The sequence below is a fragment of the Frankia casuarinae genome (assembly GCF_000013345.1).
GTDB classification, from domain to species: Bacteria; Actinomycetota; Actinomycetes; order Frankiales; family Frankiaceae; genus Frankia; species Frankia casuarinae.
Window position 1 is genome coordinate 4,057,479 of sequence record NC_007777.1, and the last position, 17,598, is coordinate 4,075,076.

The window sequence follows — 17,598 nt, forward strand, 5'->3', positions numbered from 1 at the left end:
CCTTCCGGAGGCACCGTGTCCGAGTTCAACTCCCGCCGCGCTCAGCGTCAGGTCCCGGCCAGGCGGAGCAACCCACTGCAGAAACTTGCCCGTGACCGGGCCCGGCAGGCCCGCCGACGCACTCGGCGCGATCAGCCGCTGCCGGATTACCTCGCCCGCTACGCGTCCGGACCGGACGGACATCCCCGATCGGCATCGACTACGATGGGCAAGCCGCGACCGAGCGGGAATTCCCTCAAGCACCTGCGGCCGGTTCCGTGGACGTCGCTGGGACCCGCGACGGTCCTCGATGCCCGCGTCGACTTCTCGGACTGTGCCGGCTACAAGCGGCGCCCGGTGGTCGCGGTGCGGGTGGAGAACGGCGTCATCCTGGCCTTCCCGATTACCACTCAGGTACGTCGGCTCAGCTGGGTTTGCGGACGCCTGCTCGCCTTCCCACGGGAGGCCGGTCTGCGCGAAGCCCAATCCGCGATCCTGTGGCGCCCGGTGGCAATCGAACGCTCCGATGTGATCCGGGTTCTCGGTCGTCTCATCGGCTCCGACCTCGAAGAGTTTCAGATTCACGCACGGGCGGTGCGCGGGGTCGACGGCAGCGACGCCTGACCCACGCCGGTATCCGGGCACGGACGAGATCGCCGGGGAAGCAACGACCGGAGGGGCCGGAACGACCCTGCGGAAGGATACCGTTACACTCGCTCGCCATGCGGCTGCGGTTCCTCGTCGACGATCGGGTCGAATTCGACCAGCGGCTGCGCCGTTCCGACCAGCTGTGCGTCGGTGCCGCCCCGGACGACGTCTGCGACGATGCCGCGTCGCACCGGCATCTGTCCGCCAGCCCGCCGGACCGGAAACTCTCCCGCCGGGCCGCCCGCCTGTCCGCCGCGCCGGGCGGCGGCTGGAATGTGGAAATCGCGAACCTGAACCAGGCCGATGTCCGGAACTGGGGACAGCCGACGTATCCCGTCGAGCAGGGCGGGCTGGTGTCGGTGACCGACCGGCCGACCGCGGTCTGGCTGCGCGGCACTCCGCAGCGCAGCTACCTGCTGTTATGCGAGCCGGAGCCGACCGGCGTCCGCCGGATTGCCCGCGATCGTCGAGTGACGGAGAGCAACGAGGTCGATCGCCTCTCCGAGAAGGAGACCGAGGCGATCCGCGTGGTCTTCGAACAGCATCTACGGTGGCCGCCCCTGCGTAACCCGGATCCACGTCCCAAGAAATCCGCCGCCGACCGGCTGGGGATCAAGCAGACCTCGCTCAACGACCGGTTGGCGGGCGCGCTGGAGAAGGCGAGACGGGTCGGCTACCAACCACCGGGCGGGCAGGTCGCCCCGACCCGCGACGCCGACTGGGTGTACTGGCTCGTCGGCATCGGTGCGCTGGACTTCGAGATGCACGCGGGAATCGGCTAACCGTCCCGATCATCGAACGGCGGCTGGCCGATCGAGCGAACCCGAGTCAGACAGACCCGAGCCAGACGGACCCGGGGGCGGCGCCGGACGAACGCGCACCCCGCCGGGTCGTTCCCCCTCGCCCGCGTCCTAACTCTCTACGCCTGCGCCTCTACGCCGGTGTTCTTCCCGTCCGCGCTTTCTCCCGATCCACGTGCTCCGCCGATCGACGCGCCCGTATGACTCGTCACTACCGATCCGGATATTCCTCGTCGGACGCCTCGGCTCCACTCGGCGTTGTCGAGATTTCCCGGGCGCATCGCATGAGCCGAAGATTTGTCTCCTGCTCGGCGAGCCCCCGATCACCCGATCGGGGGCTCGCCGACCCCGCGAGACGCGACCATGGAGATATGGTGATCTCGGTGGAGCGGCGGGTAGCGGTGGCGGCGGGTCCGGAACATCTGGAACTGCACGTCGAAGAGCTACGGCCAGAGGGTTTCCCACTCGACGATCCCCCGCCGGAGATTCCCTGGTCACCGGCTCCCCCGCCCCCGGGCCACCTTCGGGCGGACGGCCGTCCCCCGAACGAGGCACGGGCCCCGAACGAGACGCGGATCGCGGACAGGACACAGATCGCGGACGAGACACGGACCATGACGTCGGACGACAGGCCGGCGACGATCCGCGGCGGGGGTGGCGACATCCCGGTCCTGCTGCTCCACGGGATCGCCGGCAGCACGGCGGACTGGGCCGCGGTGGTTCCGGAGCTCGCCACGTCCCGCCGTGTGATCGCCTACGACCAGCGAGGGCATGGCGCGAGTGGCTGGGCCACGACGGGCCGAGCGGGTTACAGCTTTGATCAGCTGGTGGCGGACCTCGCGACGGTGGTCGACGTGCTCGGGCTGCCCGCCGTCCACCTGATCGGCCACTCGATGGGCGGGGTGGTGGCGCTGCGCTACACGCTCAACCATCCGGGACGGGTGCGGTCCCTGGTTCTCGCTGACACCGCGGCCGCTCCCGCCACGGGCACGGGCGGGATCACGAAGCGGGTCGTGTCCGTCCTGCTGGCAGGGGCGGCGGCGATCGCGACGGCCGTCCACGCCGGCCGGAACCGCGCGGTGGCGGGGCTCGGCCGGATGGATCCGAACGCGATCGTCGCGCTCTGGCGGGACCTGAGCAGCTATCCGTCCCTCACGGACCGGTTGGGCGAGATCTGCGCCCCGACCACCGTCATCGTCGGTGAACGGGACTTCAGTCTTCGTGACGCCGCCGAGACGCTCGCCCGATCCGTGCCGGACGCCCATCTCGCGGTGATCGCCGGTGCCGACCACAATCCACACGCGAGCCGCCCGATCGCCTGGCTGACCGCCGTGGAGGATCACCTCACCCGCGCCGACCAAATAGCCACCGATCTCATCCGCTGATGTCGGGCCATGCCGGCCGACCGGTTGACTTCGAGTGCGCTCCCACCGCTATGGTCGGCGCGAGGCTGGCTTCCTCCCTCGTCCGCAGGTGGGGGATTCCCGGACCTCGCGGGCCGGGTTCCTGCTTCTTTTCCCGACGGGAGGTCCCGACGGATGCGTCACCGACTACCGTCGGTTCGGTCTCCCTCCATCTCCACAGGATCTTCACCGGCGAGTACGGCTCGTCTTCTATCCGGTCTGATGCGAAAGGGGGTGAGCGGCGTTTCCTCCTCCGCGTGGACGCGGAGGTTTCCACGCCGCGCATACCATGAAGTACCGCAAACTCGCCCGGACCGGCGTCGAGGTCAGCACCCAGTGTCTCGGCGCCATGATGTTCGGCGCGTTCGGCAACACCGACCACGACGAATGCGAACGCATCATCCATCGGGCCCTCGACGCCGGCATCAACTTCCTCGACACCGCCGACATCTACTCTCAGGGTGAGAGCGAGGAGATCGTCGGCCGGGCCATCAAGACCCGCCGCGACGACGTTGTCCTTGCCACGAAGTGCTTCAGCCCCATGGGCGACGAGCGCAACTCCCGCGGCGGCTCGCGGCGCTGGATCATCCGCGCCGTCGAGGATAGCCTGCGCCGCCTCGGCACCGACTACATCGACCTCTACCAGGTCCACCGCCACGACTGGGACACCGACCTCGAGGACACCCTCGGCGCCCTGTCCGACCTCGTCCACGCCGGCAAGGTCCGCTACCTCGGCTCCTCCTCCTTCCCCGCCGACTGGATCGTCGAAGCCCAGTGGGCCGCCCGGCGCCGTAACAGCGAACGGTTCGTCTGCGAACAGCCCCAGTACTCCATCTTCGCCCGCTCCATCGAAGAAGCCGTCCTGCCCGCCGCCCAACGCCACACCATCGGCATCATCCCCTGGAGCCCGCTGGCCGGCGGCTGGCTCACCGGCAAGTACCGGCGCGGCGAGCAGGCTCCGGCCGGATCGCGCTACTCGTCACAGGGCTTGCTCGGCCGCCGCCAGGGTCAGGCACTCTCCGAGGACCCGCACGCACCCGCCCGCTTCACCGTGGTGGAGGAGCTGACCACCCTCGCCAAGCAGGCCGGCGTGTCCCTCACCCACCTCGCGCTGGCCTTCGTCGACAGCCACCCCGCCGTCACCTCAACCATCATCGGGCCCAAGACGCTCACTCAGCTCGACGACGTCCTCCTGGCGGCCGAGATCACCCTCGACCAGGCGACACTCGACGCGATCGACGAGATCGTCACCCCCGGCACCGACATCGCCGGCACCAACCACCACAGCGGTAACCCGGCACTGCGGCCGAGTTGCCGGCGTCGGACGGCCCACTGACGGACGAACCACTGACCAGCCTGACCATGCCCACCCCCGACCAGCCACGTTTCTCGACTCACGGCACCGCCAAGCCGGTCGGCGCCGCGGCATCTCCGGAGGCAGACAAGCCGTCTTCCGGATCCTGAGACGATGCGCTACAGTCGCCCGAGTCAGGTAACATAAGGGGGGTTCAACATGAGTGTCATCGTCGCCGTGACCCTGAAAGTCGATCCAGCCGCTCTTCAGCAGCTGTTCGCATCGAAGGCAGACATCTTCACATCCATCGCCGAGCGGGCACAAAAGGTAGGAGCCTTGCACCATCGTTTCCTTGCCGGCCACGGGCAGGTCATCATCCTCGATGAATGGGATTCCACGGAGGCGTTCCAGGAGTTCTTCACCAATCAGCCTGAGATAGCCGCCCTCATGCGGGATGCCGGCGTCGAGGGACCCCCGGAGATTCAGGTCTGGCAGCCGATCGAAGGCGCGCCCGACACCTTCTGAGCGGGCGCGCGGGACACGGGCGGGGGACGGCTACGGCTCCCCGTATCCGCGCCGCGGAACGGACCGGTACCCCCGCCCGGAATCGTCATCACCAGAGTTCATGATGATATCTTTGAGAACACTCGAAGCGGTCAGGTGTTCCGAGTGCGCAGCAGCATGTGAAGTTCGTTGTTCCAGTCGATGCCGTTGCTCTCCCGCCCCGCTGGAACCTGTCCGTGGCAGTCGGCGAGAAAGGCGGTGACCTTCGACTTCGCCAGCTCGAGATCGGCATGCCCCGACGGGCTGGACAGGGACACCGTGATCACCGTCTGCCCCTTGGATCTCGTCGGCCGGATGCGCACGTCGCCGGTCCCGGCGGGAACCTCGATCCCTTCGGCCAGCAGCGCGCGGGCGAAGATCCAGGTGATGGCCTCTTCACCGGGACGTAGGATCAACTCAACGGCGAAGGGATCAGCCGGGTCATAACGGAGTGTGCCGGGGATCGCCTCTCGCTCCCCCTCCTCCGTGACGTAGTCAACGGATAGATCGCGCGCCACGACATGCGCGGGCGTCGAGCTGTGACGGAGCATCGCTGCCTCCCAACACGGTCGGATTCGACACTGTTCAGCATCGCGCCCGGCGACGCCCGGTTTGGCCACCCGACGGGCCTCTCTGGACGGGCGGATCAACCCGGCACGGCTAGGCCGGTCGGCATAGCCGGCGAGTGAACGCAACGTCACGGTTCCATCGCTATTTTGTCGCGGTTTCGGCATGGTTGCGGCGACCCCACGTCGAGAGATTCCGGCCGAGTCCGCCGACGGGTGCGGCGATGACCTCGTCACTGGCCCGACGGGTGTCGACGCTGGCCGTCGTACCGGTGGGAGGGAGTCGGCCCAGACCGTCAGGACCATCCGCCCCCACCGGCCGGCCCGTCGTCAACTCAGCCGCAGGGAGCCCGGTAGCGTCAGCCGCAGGGAGCCCGGTAGCCCATATCCCTGAAGGCAGTGCTCCATTCACCGGCGGTGATCCGGTTCGCCGGATCGGCGCACGCGGTGTCCGCGAGCCGGCCGGGCTCGGCGTCCCACAGCCGCAATGTCCCGTCGTGACCAGCCGAGACGACGACGCCCGTGCCGGAGACGAAGGCGATCGCGCTGATCGGCTGGGTGTGCCCGTGCCACTGGGTCAGCAGGATCGGCGTGTCCAGACGGGAGATGTCGGTCAGCCGGACCGTCTCGTCATCGCCGGCGGAGGCGACGACGTCGGCACCCGGCTCGAAGGCCACGCTCTGGATCCCGCCCAGCGAGCCGGTGGCGACGCCACGGGCGGGATTGTCCGGATACCGCACCTCCCACAGGCGCACCGTGGCGTCGACGCCGCCGGAGACCAGAACGCCTCCGTCGCCGGTGAAGACCACGGACCGCACCCCACGGCTGTGCCCGCGCAGGATTCCACCCGCGGTCGGCCGCGCCGCGTCCCGGATGTTCCACAGATGGACGGTGCCGTCCTCACCAGCGAACGCGAGCAGGGTGCCGTTAGGCGCGAAGGCCATCGAGCGCACTCCCCCGGTCTGACCGTCCGCCCGGACGCGCTGCTTCGGACGCGCCGGGTCCGTGACGTCCCACAGCGCGACGATGCCGTCCGCACTCGCGGACCCGAGAGTGTTGCTGTCCGGGCTGAAGGCCACCGACTGCACCGCGTCGGTGTGGGCCTGGATGGTTGACCATCGGACCATCTGGTCGGGGTCGTGCAGGTTCCACAGTCGGATCGTGCCGTCGGAATGGCCCGCGGCGAGCAGGCCACCGTCCCGGTTGAACGCCAGCGACTCGATCCAGCTGCGGCTCGGCACCGAGACGGAGGTGCGCCGGACCAGCTCGGTCCGACCGACGACTTCCCATAACGTGACCGTTCCGTTGTTGCTCCCCGCCGCGATCCAGTGCCCGTCCGGGCTCACCGCGAGCGCCAGCAGGGCACCGGTCCCGACGGGGATGGTGGTCGGGGTGATCCCGGCACCGAACAGCGCGATCATCGCGCTCCGGGTCCTGGCCGAGTGCGGCTCGGCGCGGTAGGCCGCGAGCGCGAGCCGGCGAGCGAGTCCCGTGTCGCCGTCCTGGAGGAGCAGCGCCCGCTCGGCGACCGCCTCAGGCACGCTCATCTCGGTCCGCGAGCCCCCGCCCCTGGTGGACACGATGGCGACCGTCGTCACGAGCACGGTGACGGCGGCCACCAGGGCAACGATGATCAGCGGACGTCGGTTGCGGGCCCGGTCGCCCGGTGGCGCGGCGGACGAGGACCTCCGCGACGACGAGGACGACCGCTGAGACGAGGACGACCGCTGAGACGAGGACGACGAGGACGACGGGGACGCTCCTCGCCCGGGGTCCTGGCTGTGTTCGTCCTCGGTCCAGACCGTCACCAGAGCATCGGCGAAGTCCCGGGACCGGGACGACGAGCCTGCGCCCGGCAGCCAGCGGGCATCCGGCCCGGACGGTGACGCCTCGCTCCCCGACGAGGACGACCCGAGCCCGGGAGAAGAGGTCGGGCCCGGAACCGACGACGGGCCCGGAACCGACGACGGGCCCGGAACCGACGACGGGCCGGACCGGGCTGGTGCCCCGGGAATGCCCGGCCCCGGGAACGAGATCAGGTTCGCCGGCGGCGGGGGTCCGATCGGCTGATGGCCGGTGACGGGCGTGATCGGACCCGCGAGGTCGGCGTCGCTCGCCGACGTTCCGGAGGCGCCGCCGGGGGACGTGTTCAGCGGCCGGATCAGCGCGGTCACCTCGGACAGGGACAGCCCCTTGACCGCCATCGGGGCTTCGACACGTAGGTCCAGAAGGCGCGCGTAGAGCTTCTCGGCGGTGGGTCGCTCCGCCGCTGCCTTGCGCATCGCATCGGAGACCAGGGGCCGCAGGCTGTCCTCGAAGCCGTCAAGCGTCGGAGGATCGTTGACCGTCCGGTACAGCACGCTGGGAGCGGGGCCGTTACCGAACGGGTAACGACCGGTCCCGGCGAAGATGAGGACACCGCCCCAGGCGAACACGTCCGCCGCCGAGGTGACCTGCTCGCCCAGGGCCTGTTCCGGCGCCATGAACGCCGGCGTCCCGAGCTGGCGATCCCCGCTGAGTACCGTCGCGGAGTCCAGGGCGCGCGCGATACCGAAATCGATCACCTTCGGCCCGAGCCGGGACAGCAGGATGTTGGACGGCTTCAGATCCCGGTGCACGAGTCCGGCCCGGTGGATCGCCATCAGCGCGGTGGTCATGCTCACCGCCAGCTGATGAAGCTCCGCCGGGGTCAACGGGCCGCGCGTGCCAACCGCCTCGGACAGCGTCGGCCCGTCGACGTACTCGGTCACCAGATAAGGCGGATCGGCGGTGATGTCGACGTCGAGGACCGCCGCGGTGCAGAAACGAGCGACCCGCCGGGCGTTGTCGGCCTCCTGCTTGAGCCGGCTGCGGAACTCGGCCAACCGGGCGAGATCCGCCCGGATCAGTTTGACCGCGACCAGACCACCGGCGGCGTTCTCCCCCAGGTAGACGGTCCCCATCCCACCCGCGCCGAGACGCCGCACCAGCCGGTAGGGACCGACCTCGGTCGGTTCGGAGGCAGCACGATCCGCGGGTCCGTCCGCGGGTCCACTCCGGCCGGGTGGGTGGGACATTAGCTGATCACTCCCGCCCGAGGTTGTCGAGGTTGTCGAGGATCCCGAGGTTGTCGGTCAGCAGGCCACCCGCGCCTGGCAACGCCCGGTAATGCCCGGCGGCGCCTGGCACCTAGCGACGCTGCGACCTGGCACGCCGACGTCCACGGGCCGCCATCTGGTAGTGCACGGCCAGGAATGACAGCGCCAGGAAGAGCGGAAGCAGCACCGACGAAGGCGAAGCGCTGGTGTCCGCGGAGACCAGCACCATGTCTATACCGGCGGAGAGGTTAGCTCCGCAGGCGGCGGTGACCGGACGGTAACCCGGCCGGAAGCTGGCGAACTGGACCACGGTCTCGAACGTGCCGTCCTGGTCGGCGACGGTCCGTCCGACCAGCTCGCCGCCCGCGGTGAGCACGGCCTGCGACCCGGGTCTGCAGCCGGCACCCCGGGCGAACAGCGTATCTCCGGCCGTCACGGCGCTCCGGTCGAACAACAGCTCACCGGGACGTGCCTCGCGTGCCACCGGCTCCCCCACATCCGGCTTCCCCACATCCGGCTCGGACACGCCGGGCTCGGACACGGGTGTGCATACGCCCAGCACGCGCACCGTCCCCTTCGGGCAGCGGGACGGGGTGGGTGCCGCGCACTGCTCGTCCAGCGGAACCGCGAGGCCGCCGGGGCAGAGCCGGCGCCCGGCGGGGCAGTCGAGCGTCGCCGCGCGCACGGAACCGTCCCAGCAGACGACCGGGACCGGCGGGGATGGCCGCGGCGGCGGGCAGGCTTCGCCCACGGCGACGCCGACCACCGACCCAGGGCAGGCCTTCTGCGGCAGGGGGCACTGGTCGGCCGATCGGCGCACGGAGCCGTCCGGACAGGTAACCGAGGTCTCCTTCTCCCCCTTGGAGCCCGGCTTGGTGGAGTCGGTGACCGGGGACGAGGTGATGGGAGGTGGCGTGGTCTTCGTGCCCTCCGTGGGGCAGGGCGTCCCATCGACCAGGCCGAGCGGCAACGCGGGGGCGGGCGTCGCGCAGTGCCGGGGATCGCCGTCAGCACATCCCCTGTCTGTCCCCATCCCTGTACCCGTCCCCGGCGTTGACGTCGACGCCGGCCCGGAGGTGCACCGGGGTTGCGGGCAGGCACCGTTCGGCGGTGATGACGCCGCCGCGTCGGCCGATCGAGGCGTGCTCGGTGGGCAGGTCGGACCGTGCTGGTCGCAGGGGCCACCCGCATTGCGCGTGGCTGCGGCCGGGCAGGTCGGCGAACTGGACGTGCAGCGCCCACCAGCGTCCGTCGTCGTCCCCGACGGGCAGCTCGTCGCACTCGGATCGGAGTGGGGAGACGGGGTACCGCTGGGGGTCTCCGGGTTCGGCGCCGGATTCGGGATGGGAGGCCGGGACGGGGAGGTGGACGGCAGCGGAGACGTGGACGGGGGGATGGACCGGGTCGGGGACGGCAGCGGGGACGGGGACGCGGATGGCAGCGGGGACGGGGATGCGGACCGGGTCGGGGCTGGGGACGGGGACGGCAGCGGGGACGGGGGGATGGACCGGGACGGGGAGATGGACTCCGACGACGTGCCGGTCGACGTCCCGGGACTGACCATCGCCGTGGCGACGCCGGCCCCGCTGACCAAGAAAAACACAACGACAAACACCGTCGATACCAGACCGCGCGACGGCCGTGGCACGAATCGACCAGATACTCGCTGGCCAGACACCAGAGCGCCCCCCCGGGTGCGGCTGGCAACACGCCCGTTGCCGGCGGCCTGCCCCGGACCGGCGGAGACAACGTGATGCACGTTAGGCGGAAGTCCCGCCCTACGACGATCGATAGGATAACAGTCGCGTTGCCGGTCATCCGGGCCACGGGGGGAAGCGGTGAATGTCAGATTGCCGACGGAGAAGTCGGCGCGGGAAAGTATTTTCGTCGCCGTTTGCCTGACGGCGTGCCTGAGTTGGCTCATGTTACCCATGGCGTCTCCGGTCCATGCGGCGGACGGCGGCGGGGTGGAACTCGGCGTCACCGTCGACGGTCAGCCCCTCGGTGAGGACAACGTGGTCCTCGAAGCCAGTGCGGTCGCCCGCGTGGTGGTCAGCGTGCAGAACCTGACCCGGTCGAATGTCCCCGTCGACTCGGTACGGCTGAGCGGAACCGTGCTCGGCCTCACCTTCTTCGACTACGACACCCGGGTGCGCACAACCATCCCGGCCCGCGGATCGGCGAACTGGACCGTCGACCTGGATGTGCGCGACCTCGACGGTCGGGCCACCGGATTGATGCCGGTGGAGGTGGCGATCCGGGGCGCGGACCTGCACACAGTGGCCAGGGTAGCGGGAACCGCCGACATCCACGGATCGCTGTTGTCCATCTACGGGCTGTTCGGCCTCGGGCTTGTCGTCCTGATGGGGCTGCTCTGGGCCGTCGCGTTGCTCCCGCTCGGTCGCCATGCGGTGCCGGCCACCTGGTGGCAGCGCGGCCTGCGGTTCGTGCCCGCCGGCTGCGGGGTCGGCCTGTTCGTCATCTTCGCGCTTTCAGCCACCCGGCTGCTGTCGCCCGGCATCCCCAGTGATTTCGGCATCACCATCACGGCGACCGCCGTCTGCTTCGGGCTCGGAGCCCTGCTGCCCCAACTGGTCCCGACGACGAGGCGCGGCTGACCCCACCGGCCGTCCACGGCCTACGCGACCGCCTCGTGGTGCCCTCGGCGTGATGCGACGCGACGCGCCGGAGCCGCTTAGAGGACGACGTCACGACGTCAGGGCACCATCGCAGTCGACCGGCGGACCTTCCGAGGAGACCACGTGACCGATCACCTGCGAACCTCGACCGCGGGCCCCGCCCGCCCCGGCCTTCTCGAGGGTCGACGGGCCGCGCATCGGCGCGGTGGGCGCCGGGCTGCCGCGGTCATGGCGACGGGCACGGTGATCCTCGCCTTCACCGCCGCGTGCGGCGGCACAACCACCCCGACGCCACGGCCCACGCCGACCACGCCCGCTTCGGTGTCGGCCAAGCCGTCCCCGACCGGTCCGTTGACGAGCGCGGGAACCGCGGGCGCGACGAAGGTGACGGTCACCGAGACCGAGTTCGTGATCAAACTTTCCCGGAACACGTTCACCCCGGGCATCTACACCTTCGTCACCCAGAATGCCGGGCACGTGACGCACGCGCTGAGGATCGAGGGGCCCGGCCTGCACGAGGCCACGACGAAAGACCTCGCACCCGGTGAGTCCGAGGACCTCACCGTGACTCTGCAGCCGGGTACCTACGAGCTGGACTGCCCGGTCGACAACCACGAGTCGCTGGGGATGAAACTCGACATCACGGTGTCCTGAGCCGTCCGCACCATCTGGGTGGAGTCGGCTGAGGCCCACGTCAGCGCGCCGCTCACCGGCCCGCGCCCGCGACGTTCCGCGCCTCGCGGCCGCAGGCGGGGCGTGTCATTCATTGACAAGCCGACTACAGATCGACACCATCCGGCTTCAGTTAGTAATCAATTGACGGGGTGCCAGCCGGTCCTCCGTCCAGCCATCCCGACCCGATCCGGCGCCAGGATCCTGGCGACCGAACCCGTGCGACCGAACCCGTGCGACGGCGCCCCGGCGGCCACGACGACGGTCGGGAAGGCCTGACCAGGGAGGTCGGCCGTGCCGAACAACCGGAGAACATTCGTCCACCTAGCGGTCATGGCCGCAGCCGCCGCACCGTTGTCCCTCACCGGGCTTCCCCCGGCCCTGGCGGCGCCGGTTCCAGAACCACGACCTGACCCACGCCAGACGACGCCGGCCGGGGTCGGCATTCCCGGACCGGGCAGTCCCGGCTCGCTGACCAGTGGCAACAGCCGCGGACTCTACGTTGGTCACTGGGACAGCGGCGCGTACAGCACCACGGGCTTCCTTTGGCGCGACGGCACCGTGCATGTCCTCAACGGCAGCACAGAGCCGAAGGCGGTGACCGAGGACGGCTTGGTCATCGGCGATTTCGTCAGCCACTACGACCGGCAGGCGTTCCGGCTGGAACACGGAACCTCCCAGCCCCAGGGTCTGGGCTACCTCGGCGGCACCCACACGGCCGGCGGCTACAGCAGCGCCGCGGTGGCGGTCAACCGCGCCGGGGTCATCGTCGGCACCAGCACCACCAACGCCGGTACGTTCCATGCCTTCCGGTGGGCGGACAACCACCTGCAGGACCTGGGTACGCTCGGCGGCCCGAGCAGCTCCGCCGTCGCGGTCACCAGCGCCGGGGCCATCGCCGGCAGCAGTAACACCGCCGCCGGCCCGTCCCACGCCTTCCGCTGGTGGAGAGGCACCCTGCACGACCTGGGTACCCTCGGCGGCCCGTCAAGCACCGCGGTGGCCGCGAACGACGCCGGGCAGATCGTGGGCTACAGCGACACGGCCGACGGGCACACCCACGCCTTCCTCTGGGAACGCGGTCGTCTGATCGACCTCGGTACGCCGCCCGGCGACACCGAATCCTGGGCGATCGGGATCAACAACGCCGGCCAGGTCCTCGTCCTGAGCCGCGGCTCGTCGAACCATGCATTCGTCTGGTGGCACGGCCAGCGCGCGACCATCAGCGTGCCCAGCGGCGACTTTGGGGTGACCGCCATCAACGACCGGGGAACCGTCGCCGGCACGGCGAACGGGCACGCGTTCCGTTGGCGCGACGGCCGTTTCACCGATCTCGGCACGCTGGGCGGGCCGTACAGCGACGCGAACGCCATCACCCCCGCCGACGTCGTCCTCGGTTCCTCGGACCCGGCCGACTCCCCGATTCCGCTCGCGACCTTCTGGCCGGCCCCCGGCCGCTGACGCGGCGGCTGTCCGGTCAGCACAGCACATTGAACACCGTGAGCATGATCTAGTCGGTAAACAGGAGAGCACCACGTCGAACTCGTCGTCAGGGAACGGGAGGTCAGCCGCGTCCGTCTCCGTTCGCTCCAGGCTCAGTCCGCTCACTCCAGGCCCAGTCCAGGCCCGGTCCAGGCCCAGTCCGTGACGCGACCCGCGAGGCGTTTTCGGTCAGGATGGACGATGTCGGACGGAGGAGACCCCGCCGGCACGGCGGACCGCCGGCACCAGCACGGACGACCCGACGGAGGATCATCATGAGCGAGTCCGGAGACATCGCGGTACAGACCCTGCCCGGCCACGTCGCCGTCGTCGAGGTCTGCCGTCCGCCGCACAACTTCTTCGACGTGCGCCTGATCCAGACCCTCGCCGACATCTACGACAAGCTCGGCGCCGACTCCGACGTCCGTGCCGTCGTGCTGTGCTCCCAGGGCAGGAACTTCTGCGCCGGAGCCGACTTCTCCGGCGCGAGTGCGGCCGAGGCGATCTCGGCGGACGAGGGGGCGCCGGCCCTCTACCGCGAGGCGCTACGGCTGTTCGCCTCCCCGATACCGGTCGTGGCCGCGGTGCAGGGCAGCGCGGTCGGCGGCGGGCTGGGGCTCGCGCTGTCCGCGGACTTCCGGGTCGCAAGCCCGGACAGCCGCTTCGCGGCGAACTTCTCCCGGATCGGGCTGCACCAGGGCTTCGGCATCTCGGTGACCCTGCCGGCGGTCGTCGGCCGGCAGAAGGCGCTCGACCTGCTCTACACCGGTCGCCGGGTTGGTGGGCAGGAGGCGTTCGACATCGGCCTCGCCGACCGGCTCGTGCCGAACGCCGAGCTGCGGGAGGCCGCGGTGGCGCTGGCCGGTGAGGTCACCGCCGCCGCGCCGCTGGCCGTGCGCAGCATCCGGGAGACGATGTGGGCGGATCTCGTCCCCGTCATCCGGGCGGCCACCGAGCGGGAAACCGCCGAGCAGGCCAGACTGCGGGCCACCGAGGACTTCGCCGAGGGGGTGCGCGCCTCGACGGAGCGCCGCGCGCCCCGTTTCACCGGCCGCTGAGTGGTCCGGGCGTGCCGGTCCTCGGGGATTTCGGGCGGGCGGGACGAGCCAGCGGTCAGGCCTGGCCGCGGGCCGCCGCCTCAGCCGGTGAGGAACCGCCCGCCCAGATAGGCCTCGGCCAGCTCGCAACTGTCCCGGGCGTACTCGGAGGCGCTCGGCACCGCGTCCGAGTGCGGATGGGTGCCCAGCCAGGCCACCAGGAGCAGCCGGCGCAACAGGACGAAGGTAGGGATCATCGCTACGTCGTCCGCGGTGAGCGGGCGCTGGCGCTGGTAGGCGGCCAGCCAGGCGGCCACCAGGTCGCCGGCCTCGTCGAGGTGCTCGATGAAGGACAGCGACGCGGCGAGATCCCAGAGGTACCAGCCGAAGCCGCAGTCGTCGAAATCGATCACGCAGACGTCCCCGGTGGACGCATCCCGGGGTACCAGGAGGTTCGCCAGCCGCATGTCGGCGTGGACGAGCCCGAACCGGTCCGGCCCGGTGCCGAAGGCGGCCAGGCGTGCCTCGATGTCGGCCGCGGCCCGGCTCAGCAGGCCCAACGCCGCGCGGCCGTCCCCCCGCGGGCCGTCCCCCGGCGGGCCGGGGCCGTCGGCCAGCGCGGTGACCAAGCCCTCCGACCAGCTCCCCCACCGGCCGGCGTCGCCGAGCATGCTCCGCCAGGTCCACTCGAAGCGGGCGAAGGTAGTCGGGCGGGACCACTCCCGCGCGTGCCGGTGCAGCCGCGCGGTGATGTCCCCGAGCTGCCCGAACGCGCCGCGCAGGGACATGGGGTCCGTCGGTTCCGGTGAACGTCCGTCGACCCATTCGAACAACACGGCGTGCCGCTCGGCACCATCCGGCCCAGCGGGATCCAGCCCAGCGGGATCCGGCGAGGCGGCACTCGGCGGGAGGGTTCCGGTCGCGGCCACGGTCGCCACGGGCCCACCCGCCCTCGTCGGCACGACCGGCGGCGTCACGACCACGCCGTCGGCGCGCAGGGCAGCCACCCACGCCAGCTCCCCGTGAATCTCGACGAGAGTGTGGTACCCGGGCCGGTGCAGCCGCAACGCCCAACGCCGGCCGGTCGCCGGGTCGTCCACGCGGTAAGTGACGTTCTCCGAGACATGCAGCAGGCTCGCCCGCGGCGACGGGCCGAGATCATAGGCGGCGAGGACGTCACCGAGGACGCCATCCAGCCCCACCAGCCCGTCGACGGAGGTCGTGCTCACCGTACGACCACCGGTCCGGGCGAGATGGCGTCCCCGTGGGAGGACGTGACCCCGCGTACCGCTCCGGCCTGCTTGAACCCTTGCCTGAACCCTGTTTCACCAGGGGAAATGGTCCGCATCCATCTTGTTTGCCGGAGTCGGCGGGCCGCCGTCAAGGAACCGGGCCCGGCCGCACCCACCGTCGAAACCCACCATCGAAGAACCACCGCCACGGCAAGAGCACGGCTACGGCAAGAGCACGGCTACGGCAAGAGCGACGACGCGCCCCAGCCTGCCGGGGCCGAACTGCGCGCGCAGCTCACAGCGGCCGACGTCGTGCTGTTCCGCACCCCGCAGTACGCAGGCGCGCTACCTGGAAGCTTCAAGAACTGGAAGCTTCAAGAACCTGATCGACTGGACGATCGGCGGCGGGGAGCTCTACGGTAAGTCCGCTGCCTGGGTCAACGTGGCCGCCCCGAGCCGGGGGAGGGGTGCCCGGGCCGAGCTGGGGACGGTGCTGGACCAGGTGGCTGCCAACGTCAGCGCGTCGGCCTGCGCGTCGTTGCCCGTGGCAAGGGAGGCCATCGGTCCGGACGGCACGGTGAGCGACCCACGGGTGCGTGCCGGACTCGCCGAGGTTCCGCGGGCCGTCGTGCACCACCTCGGCCTGGCAGACACGGCAGACACGGCAGATGTCGCGGACACGGCAGATGTCGCGGCGGGGTGAGCCCATCGCGGCCCACCGGCGACCGACCCGGACGGCCGACCACCGATGGACCCGCGTGTGGGACACCGATCTTCCCTCCCTTGCGCCCTGCGCGGCGTCTCACCCGGACAGGTGACCCGCCGCGGCCGGACACGTCAGTTCGGGATGGGCTGGCAGTTGGGTTGCGGGACGGGTGGGTAGGGAGGGCAGGGTGTGCCGGGCGGCTGGCAGCCCGCGCCGGTGGTGAGCAGACCGAGCGTGACGGCGGCTCCGATGGTCACCAGAATGCGACGGACACCGACAGCTCGCCCGGTTCTTCTCTTAACGGGTCGACGCATATTTGAACCTCTCTCGCGTCTCTCACGTGTTCTCCGATCCGCTATTCCCTACCAGAACTTCCCCACTCAATGACAACGGCGCGCCGAGCCCTTCGATTCCGTTTCACGTTTACGTATTCCCGTCCGGATTATCGGGCCGCGCATCGGGCGGGCAGCCGGGCCGGTGAGAACCCGATGCGGTTGACACCGGAACGCCCCTGCCCGTCCAACCATCGATGACAACATTCACAAGATGGGAGAACCGATACATCTGTGTCGAACCGGCGCAAGTCCGGGCGGCGGTCACGCCTGCCGTTGACCGCTATTGACCGCCGTTGACCGCCGTTGACCGCCGTTGACCGCCGTTGACCGCCGTTGACCGCCATCCGGGAGGACCATTCCAGTTACCGACCATTGCCCGACAGCACGGGCCGGATGACCGACTGCGTCCACATTCACCGGGGGTGCCCGCAAGGGGTATCCGCATACCCCGGATGGGCTCATGCTTCCGGTCCGGTGGAGATGTTCCCGTAGGACCTGACCACTCAGCGTACCGGGCCCCTAGTATCCTCGGGCCGGGATGACAGATTTCTGGAAATACAGCGCGGAGGAAACCATGCTCCCCTCACCGGGCAGGTCGGTGTGCCGCCCGCACCTCGATCTGGTGCCCGTCCTTACCGACGACTCCGGGGCTATGGGGGATGCGGCGCAATCCGTTTCGGCCCGTACCCGGCACCCGTCCCGCCGCGCCGTATCCATCATGGTCACCGCAATACTGCTCATTCTGTTCTCAGCGTTGCCTGCCGGCGCCATGATCCGCCGTTCGACGTATCATCCACTCCCGGTGATCAACGTTTCGTACGAGACCGGCGCGGTGAGCGGCGTCGGGCGGCAGACCGACCTGACAATCACCGACAAAGGACCGGGGATCCTGCACGTCCAGTCAATCTCGGTGGACGGTGAGCGCCTCCTGGATCAGAACTCCCACCTCCGGATCGCGCCGGGGCACAGCTACATGTTCACTTTCGGCTGGGCCGGTGGTCCCGGGGGTGGTCCGGACGGGCCGACGGTCGTCATCGACAGCGATGCGCCTACCAGCCCCACCGTCCTCCACATCGGCTATCAGTGAGGCCGCACCGGCAACGACGGCGAGGCCCGGGGTACCGGCGACCGTCCGCGGTACCGGCGACCGTCCGGAGGGCGCCGATGCCGTTCGCCGGCGCCACC

At 70.2% G+C, this 17,598-nt stretch carries 18 protein-coding genes; 13 read left to right on the plus strand and 5 right to left on the minus strand.

Annotated elements, in window-relative coordinates; translation table 11 throughout:
• The first annotated feature begins 15 nt into the window (after positions 1-15).
• The 5 genes from FRANCCI3_RS17220 to FRANCCI3_RS28285 all read left to right on the plus strand — a co-directional run bounded on the left by FRANCCI3_RS17220 (position 16) and on the right by FRANCCI3_RS28285 (position 4,649).
• Entirely contained in the window at positions 16-603 is a 588-nt protein-coding gene (locus FRANCCI3_RS17220; RefSeq protein ID WP_023841517.1) for a hypothetical protein, read from the plus strand.
• A gap of 98 nt (positions 604-701) precedes the next feature.
• A complete protein-coding gene (locus FRANCCI3_RS17225; RefSeq protein ID WP_023841518.1) occupies positions 702-1,409 on the plus strand; it encodes a hypothetical protein in 708 nt (235 codons plus the stop codon).
• A gap of 389 nt (positions 1,410-1,798) precedes the next feature.
• A complete protein-coding gene (locus tag FRANCCI3_RS17230) occupies positions 1,799-2,812 on the plus strand; it encodes an alpha/beta fold hydrolase (RefSeq protein ID WP_082456772.1) in 1,014 nt (337 codons plus the stop codon).
• Between the two features lie 307 nt (positions 2,813-3,119).
• On the plus strand, positions 3,120-4,166 hold the full coding sequence (locus FRANCCI3_RS17235) for an aldo/keto reductase (RefSeq protein ID WP_011437795.1): 1,047 nt from the start codon (positions 3,120-3,122) through the stop codon (positions 4,164-4,166).
• A gap of 177 nt (positions 4,167-4,343) precedes the next feature.
• Positions 4,344-4,649, plus strand: a complete 306-nt coding sequence (locus FRANCCI3_RS28285) for a hypothetical protein (protein WP_011437796.1) — start codon at positions 4,344-4,346, stop codon at positions 4,647-4,649.
• A 131-nt stretch (positions 4,650-4,780) separates the two neighbouring features.
• Here FRANCCI3_RS28285 and FRANCCI3_RS17245 read toward each other — a convergent pair whose 3' ends face one another.
• The 3 genes from FRANCCI3_RS17245 to FRANCCI3_RS28290 all read right to left on the minus strand — a co-directional run bounded on the left by FRANCCI3_RS17245 (position 4,781) and on the right by FRANCCI3_RS28290 (position 9,343).
• Positions 4,781-5,218 (minus strand): SsgA family sporulation/cell division regulator, encoded by a 438-nt coding sequence (locus FRANCCI3_RS17245; protein WP_011437797.1) that lies wholly within the window; start codon positions 5,216-5,218, stop codon positions 4,781-4,783.
• Between the two features lie 374 nt (positions 5,219-5,592).
• Complete coding sequence (locus FRANCCI3_RS17250) at positions 5,593-8,289, minus strand: WD40 repeat domain-containing serine/threonine protein kinase (RefSeq protein WP_011437798.1); 2,697 nt, start codon at positions 8,287-8,289, stop codon at positions 5,593-5,595.
• A gap of 112 nt (positions 8,290-8,401) precedes the next feature.
• On the minus strand, positions 8,402-9,343 hold the full coding sequence (locus FRANCCI3_RS28290) for a hypothetical protein (RefSeq protein ID WP_023841520.1): 942 nt from the start codon (positions 9,341-9,343) through the stop codon (positions 8,402-8,404).
• 109 nt (positions 9,344-9,452) lie between these two features.
• On the opposite strand from FRANCCI3_RS28290, the gene FRANCCI3_RS26385 reads away from it, so the two are divergent.
• The 5 genes from FRANCCI3_RS26385 (at position 9,453) to FRANCCI3_RS17280 (ending at position 14,161) form a co-directional block, all read left to right on the plus strand.
• Positions 9,453-10,064, plus strand: coding sequence for a hypothetical protein (locus tag FRANCCI3_RS26385; protein WP_139140041.1), 612 nt, complete (start codon positions 9,453-9,455; stop codon positions 10,062-10,064).
• Positions 10,065-10,241: 177 nt separating this feature from the next.
• Positions 10,242-10,928 carry a hypothetical protein gene (locus FRANCCI3_RS17265; RefSeq protein WP_235186952.1) on the plus strand — a complete coding sequence of 229 codons (687 nt, stop codon included), beginning with the start codon at positions 10,242-10,244 and terminating at the stop codon, positions 10,926-10,928.
• A gap of 144 nt (positions 10,929-11,072) precedes the next feature.
• Positions 11,073-11,603, plus strand: a complete 531-nt coding sequence (locus FRANCCI3_RS17270) for a hypothetical protein (RefSeq protein ID WP_011437800.1) — start codon at positions 11,073-11,075, stop codon at positions 11,601-11,603.
• A gap of 351 nt (positions 11,604-11,954) precedes the next feature.
• Positions 11,955-13,082: a twin-arginine translocation pathway signal protein gene (locus FRANCCI3_RS17275; RefSeq protein ID WP_085949878.1), complete on the plus strand. Its 1,128-nt coding sequence runs from the start codon at positions 11,955-11,957 to the stop codon at positions 13,080-13,082.
• A 296-nt stretch (positions 13,083-13,378) separates the two neighbouring features.
• Positions 13,379-14,161: an enoyl-CoA hydratase/isomerase family protein gene (locus FRANCCI3_RS17280; RefSeq protein ID WP_011437802.1), complete on the plus strand. Its 783-nt coding sequence runs from the start codon at positions 13,379-13,381 to the stop codon at positions 14,159-14,161.
• An 80-nt stretch (positions 14,162-14,241) separates the two neighbouring features.
• Here FRANCCI3_RS17280 and FRANCCI3_RS17285 read toward each other — a convergent pair whose 3' ends face one another.
• Positions 14,242-15,369 carry a phosphotransferase enzyme family protein gene (locus FRANCCI3_RS17285; RefSeq protein ID WP_011437803.1) on the minus strand — a complete coding sequence of 376 codons (1,128 nt, stop codon included), beginning with the start codon at positions 15,367-15,369 and terminating at the stop codon, positions 14,242-14,244.
• Positions 15,370-15,477: 108 nt separating this feature from the next.
• Here FRANCCI3_RS17285 and FRANCCI3_RS28295 point away from each other — a divergent pair, with 108 nt between their 5' ends.
• Positions 15,478-15,795 (plus strand): NAD(P)H-dependent oxidoreductase, encoded by a 318-nt coding sequence (locus FRANCCI3_RS28295; RefSeq protein WP_235186954.1) that lies wholly within the window; start codon positions 15,478-15,480, stop codon positions 15,793-15,795.
• A 19-nt stretch (positions 15,796-15,814) separates the two neighbouring features.
• Positions 15,815-16,075, plus strand: coding sequence for a hypothetical protein (locus tag FRANCCI3_RS28300; protein ID WP_023841523.1), 261 nt, complete (start codon positions 15,815-15,817; stop codon positions 16,073-16,075).
• Between the two features lie 134 nt (positions 16,076-16,209).
• On the opposite strand, the gene FRANCCI3_RS28615 is transcribed toward FRANCCI3_RS28300, so the two are convergent.
• On the minus strand, positions 16,210-16,335 hold the full coding sequence (locus tag FRANCCI3_RS28615; RefSeq protein ID WP_258165189.1) for a hypothetical protein: 126 nt from the start codon (positions 16,333-16,335) through the stop codon (positions 16,210-16,212).
• Between the two features lie 880 nt (positions 16,336-17,215).
• On the opposite strand from FRANCCI3_RS28615, the gene FRANCCI3_RS17295 reads away from it, so the two are divergent.
• The gene (locus tag FRANCCI3_RS17295; protein WP_131728932.1) at positions 17,216-17,500 is read left to right on the plus strand and encodes a hypothetical protein; all 285 of its coding nucleotides are present in this window, start codon (positions 17,216-17,218) and stop codon (positions 17,498-17,500) included.
• Positions 17,501-17,598 lie beyond the last annotated feature (98 nt).

Coding starts and splice junctions, on each gene's coding strand:
- FRANCCI3_RS17225 (WP_023841518.1), top strand. CDS start 702: ATGCGGCTGCGGTTCCTCGTCGACGATCGGGTCGAATTCGACCAGCGG.
- FRANCCI3_RS17250 (WP_011437798.1), bottom strand. CDS start 8,289: ATGTCCCACCCACCCGGCCGGAGTGGACCCGCGGACGGACCCGCGGAT.
- FRANCCI3_RS17275 (WP_085949878.1), top strand. CDS start 11,955: ATGGCCGCAGCCGCCGCACCGTTGTCCCTCACCGGGCTTCCCCCGGCC.
- FRANCCI3_RS17280 (WP_011437802.1), top strand. CDS start 13,379: ATGAGCGAGTCCGGAGACATCGCGGTACAGACCCTGCCCGGCCACGTC.
- FRANCCI3_RS17235 (WP_011437795.1), top strand. CDS start 3,120: ATGAAGTACCGCAAACTCGCCCGGACCGGCGTCGAGGTCAGCACCCAG.
- FRANCCI3_RS17245 (WP_011437797.1), bottom strand. CDS start 5,218: ATGCTCCGTCACAGCTCGACGCCCGCGCATGTCGTGGCGCGCGATCTA.
- FRANCCI3_RS28295 (WP_235186954.1), top strand. CDS start 15,478: ATGGTCCGCATCCATCTTGTTTGCCGGAGTCGGCGGGCCGCCGTCAAG.
- FRANCCI3_RS17265 (WP_235186952.1), top strand. CDS start 10,242: ATGGCGTCTCCGGTCCATGCGGCGGACGGCGGCGGGGTGGAACTCGGC.
- FRANCCI3_RS17230 (WP_082456772.1), top strand. CDS start 1,799: ATGGTGATCTCGGTGGAGCGGCGGGTAGCGGTGGCGGCGGGTCCGGAA.
- FRANCCI3_RS28285 (WP_011437796.1), top strand. CDS start 4,344: ATGAGTGTCATCGTCGCCGTGACCCTGAAAGTCGATCCAGCCGCTCTT.
- FRANCCI3_RS28290 (WP_023841520.1), bottom strand. CDS start 9,343: ATGGGGACAGACAGGGGATGTGCTGACGGCGATCCCCGGCACTGCGCG.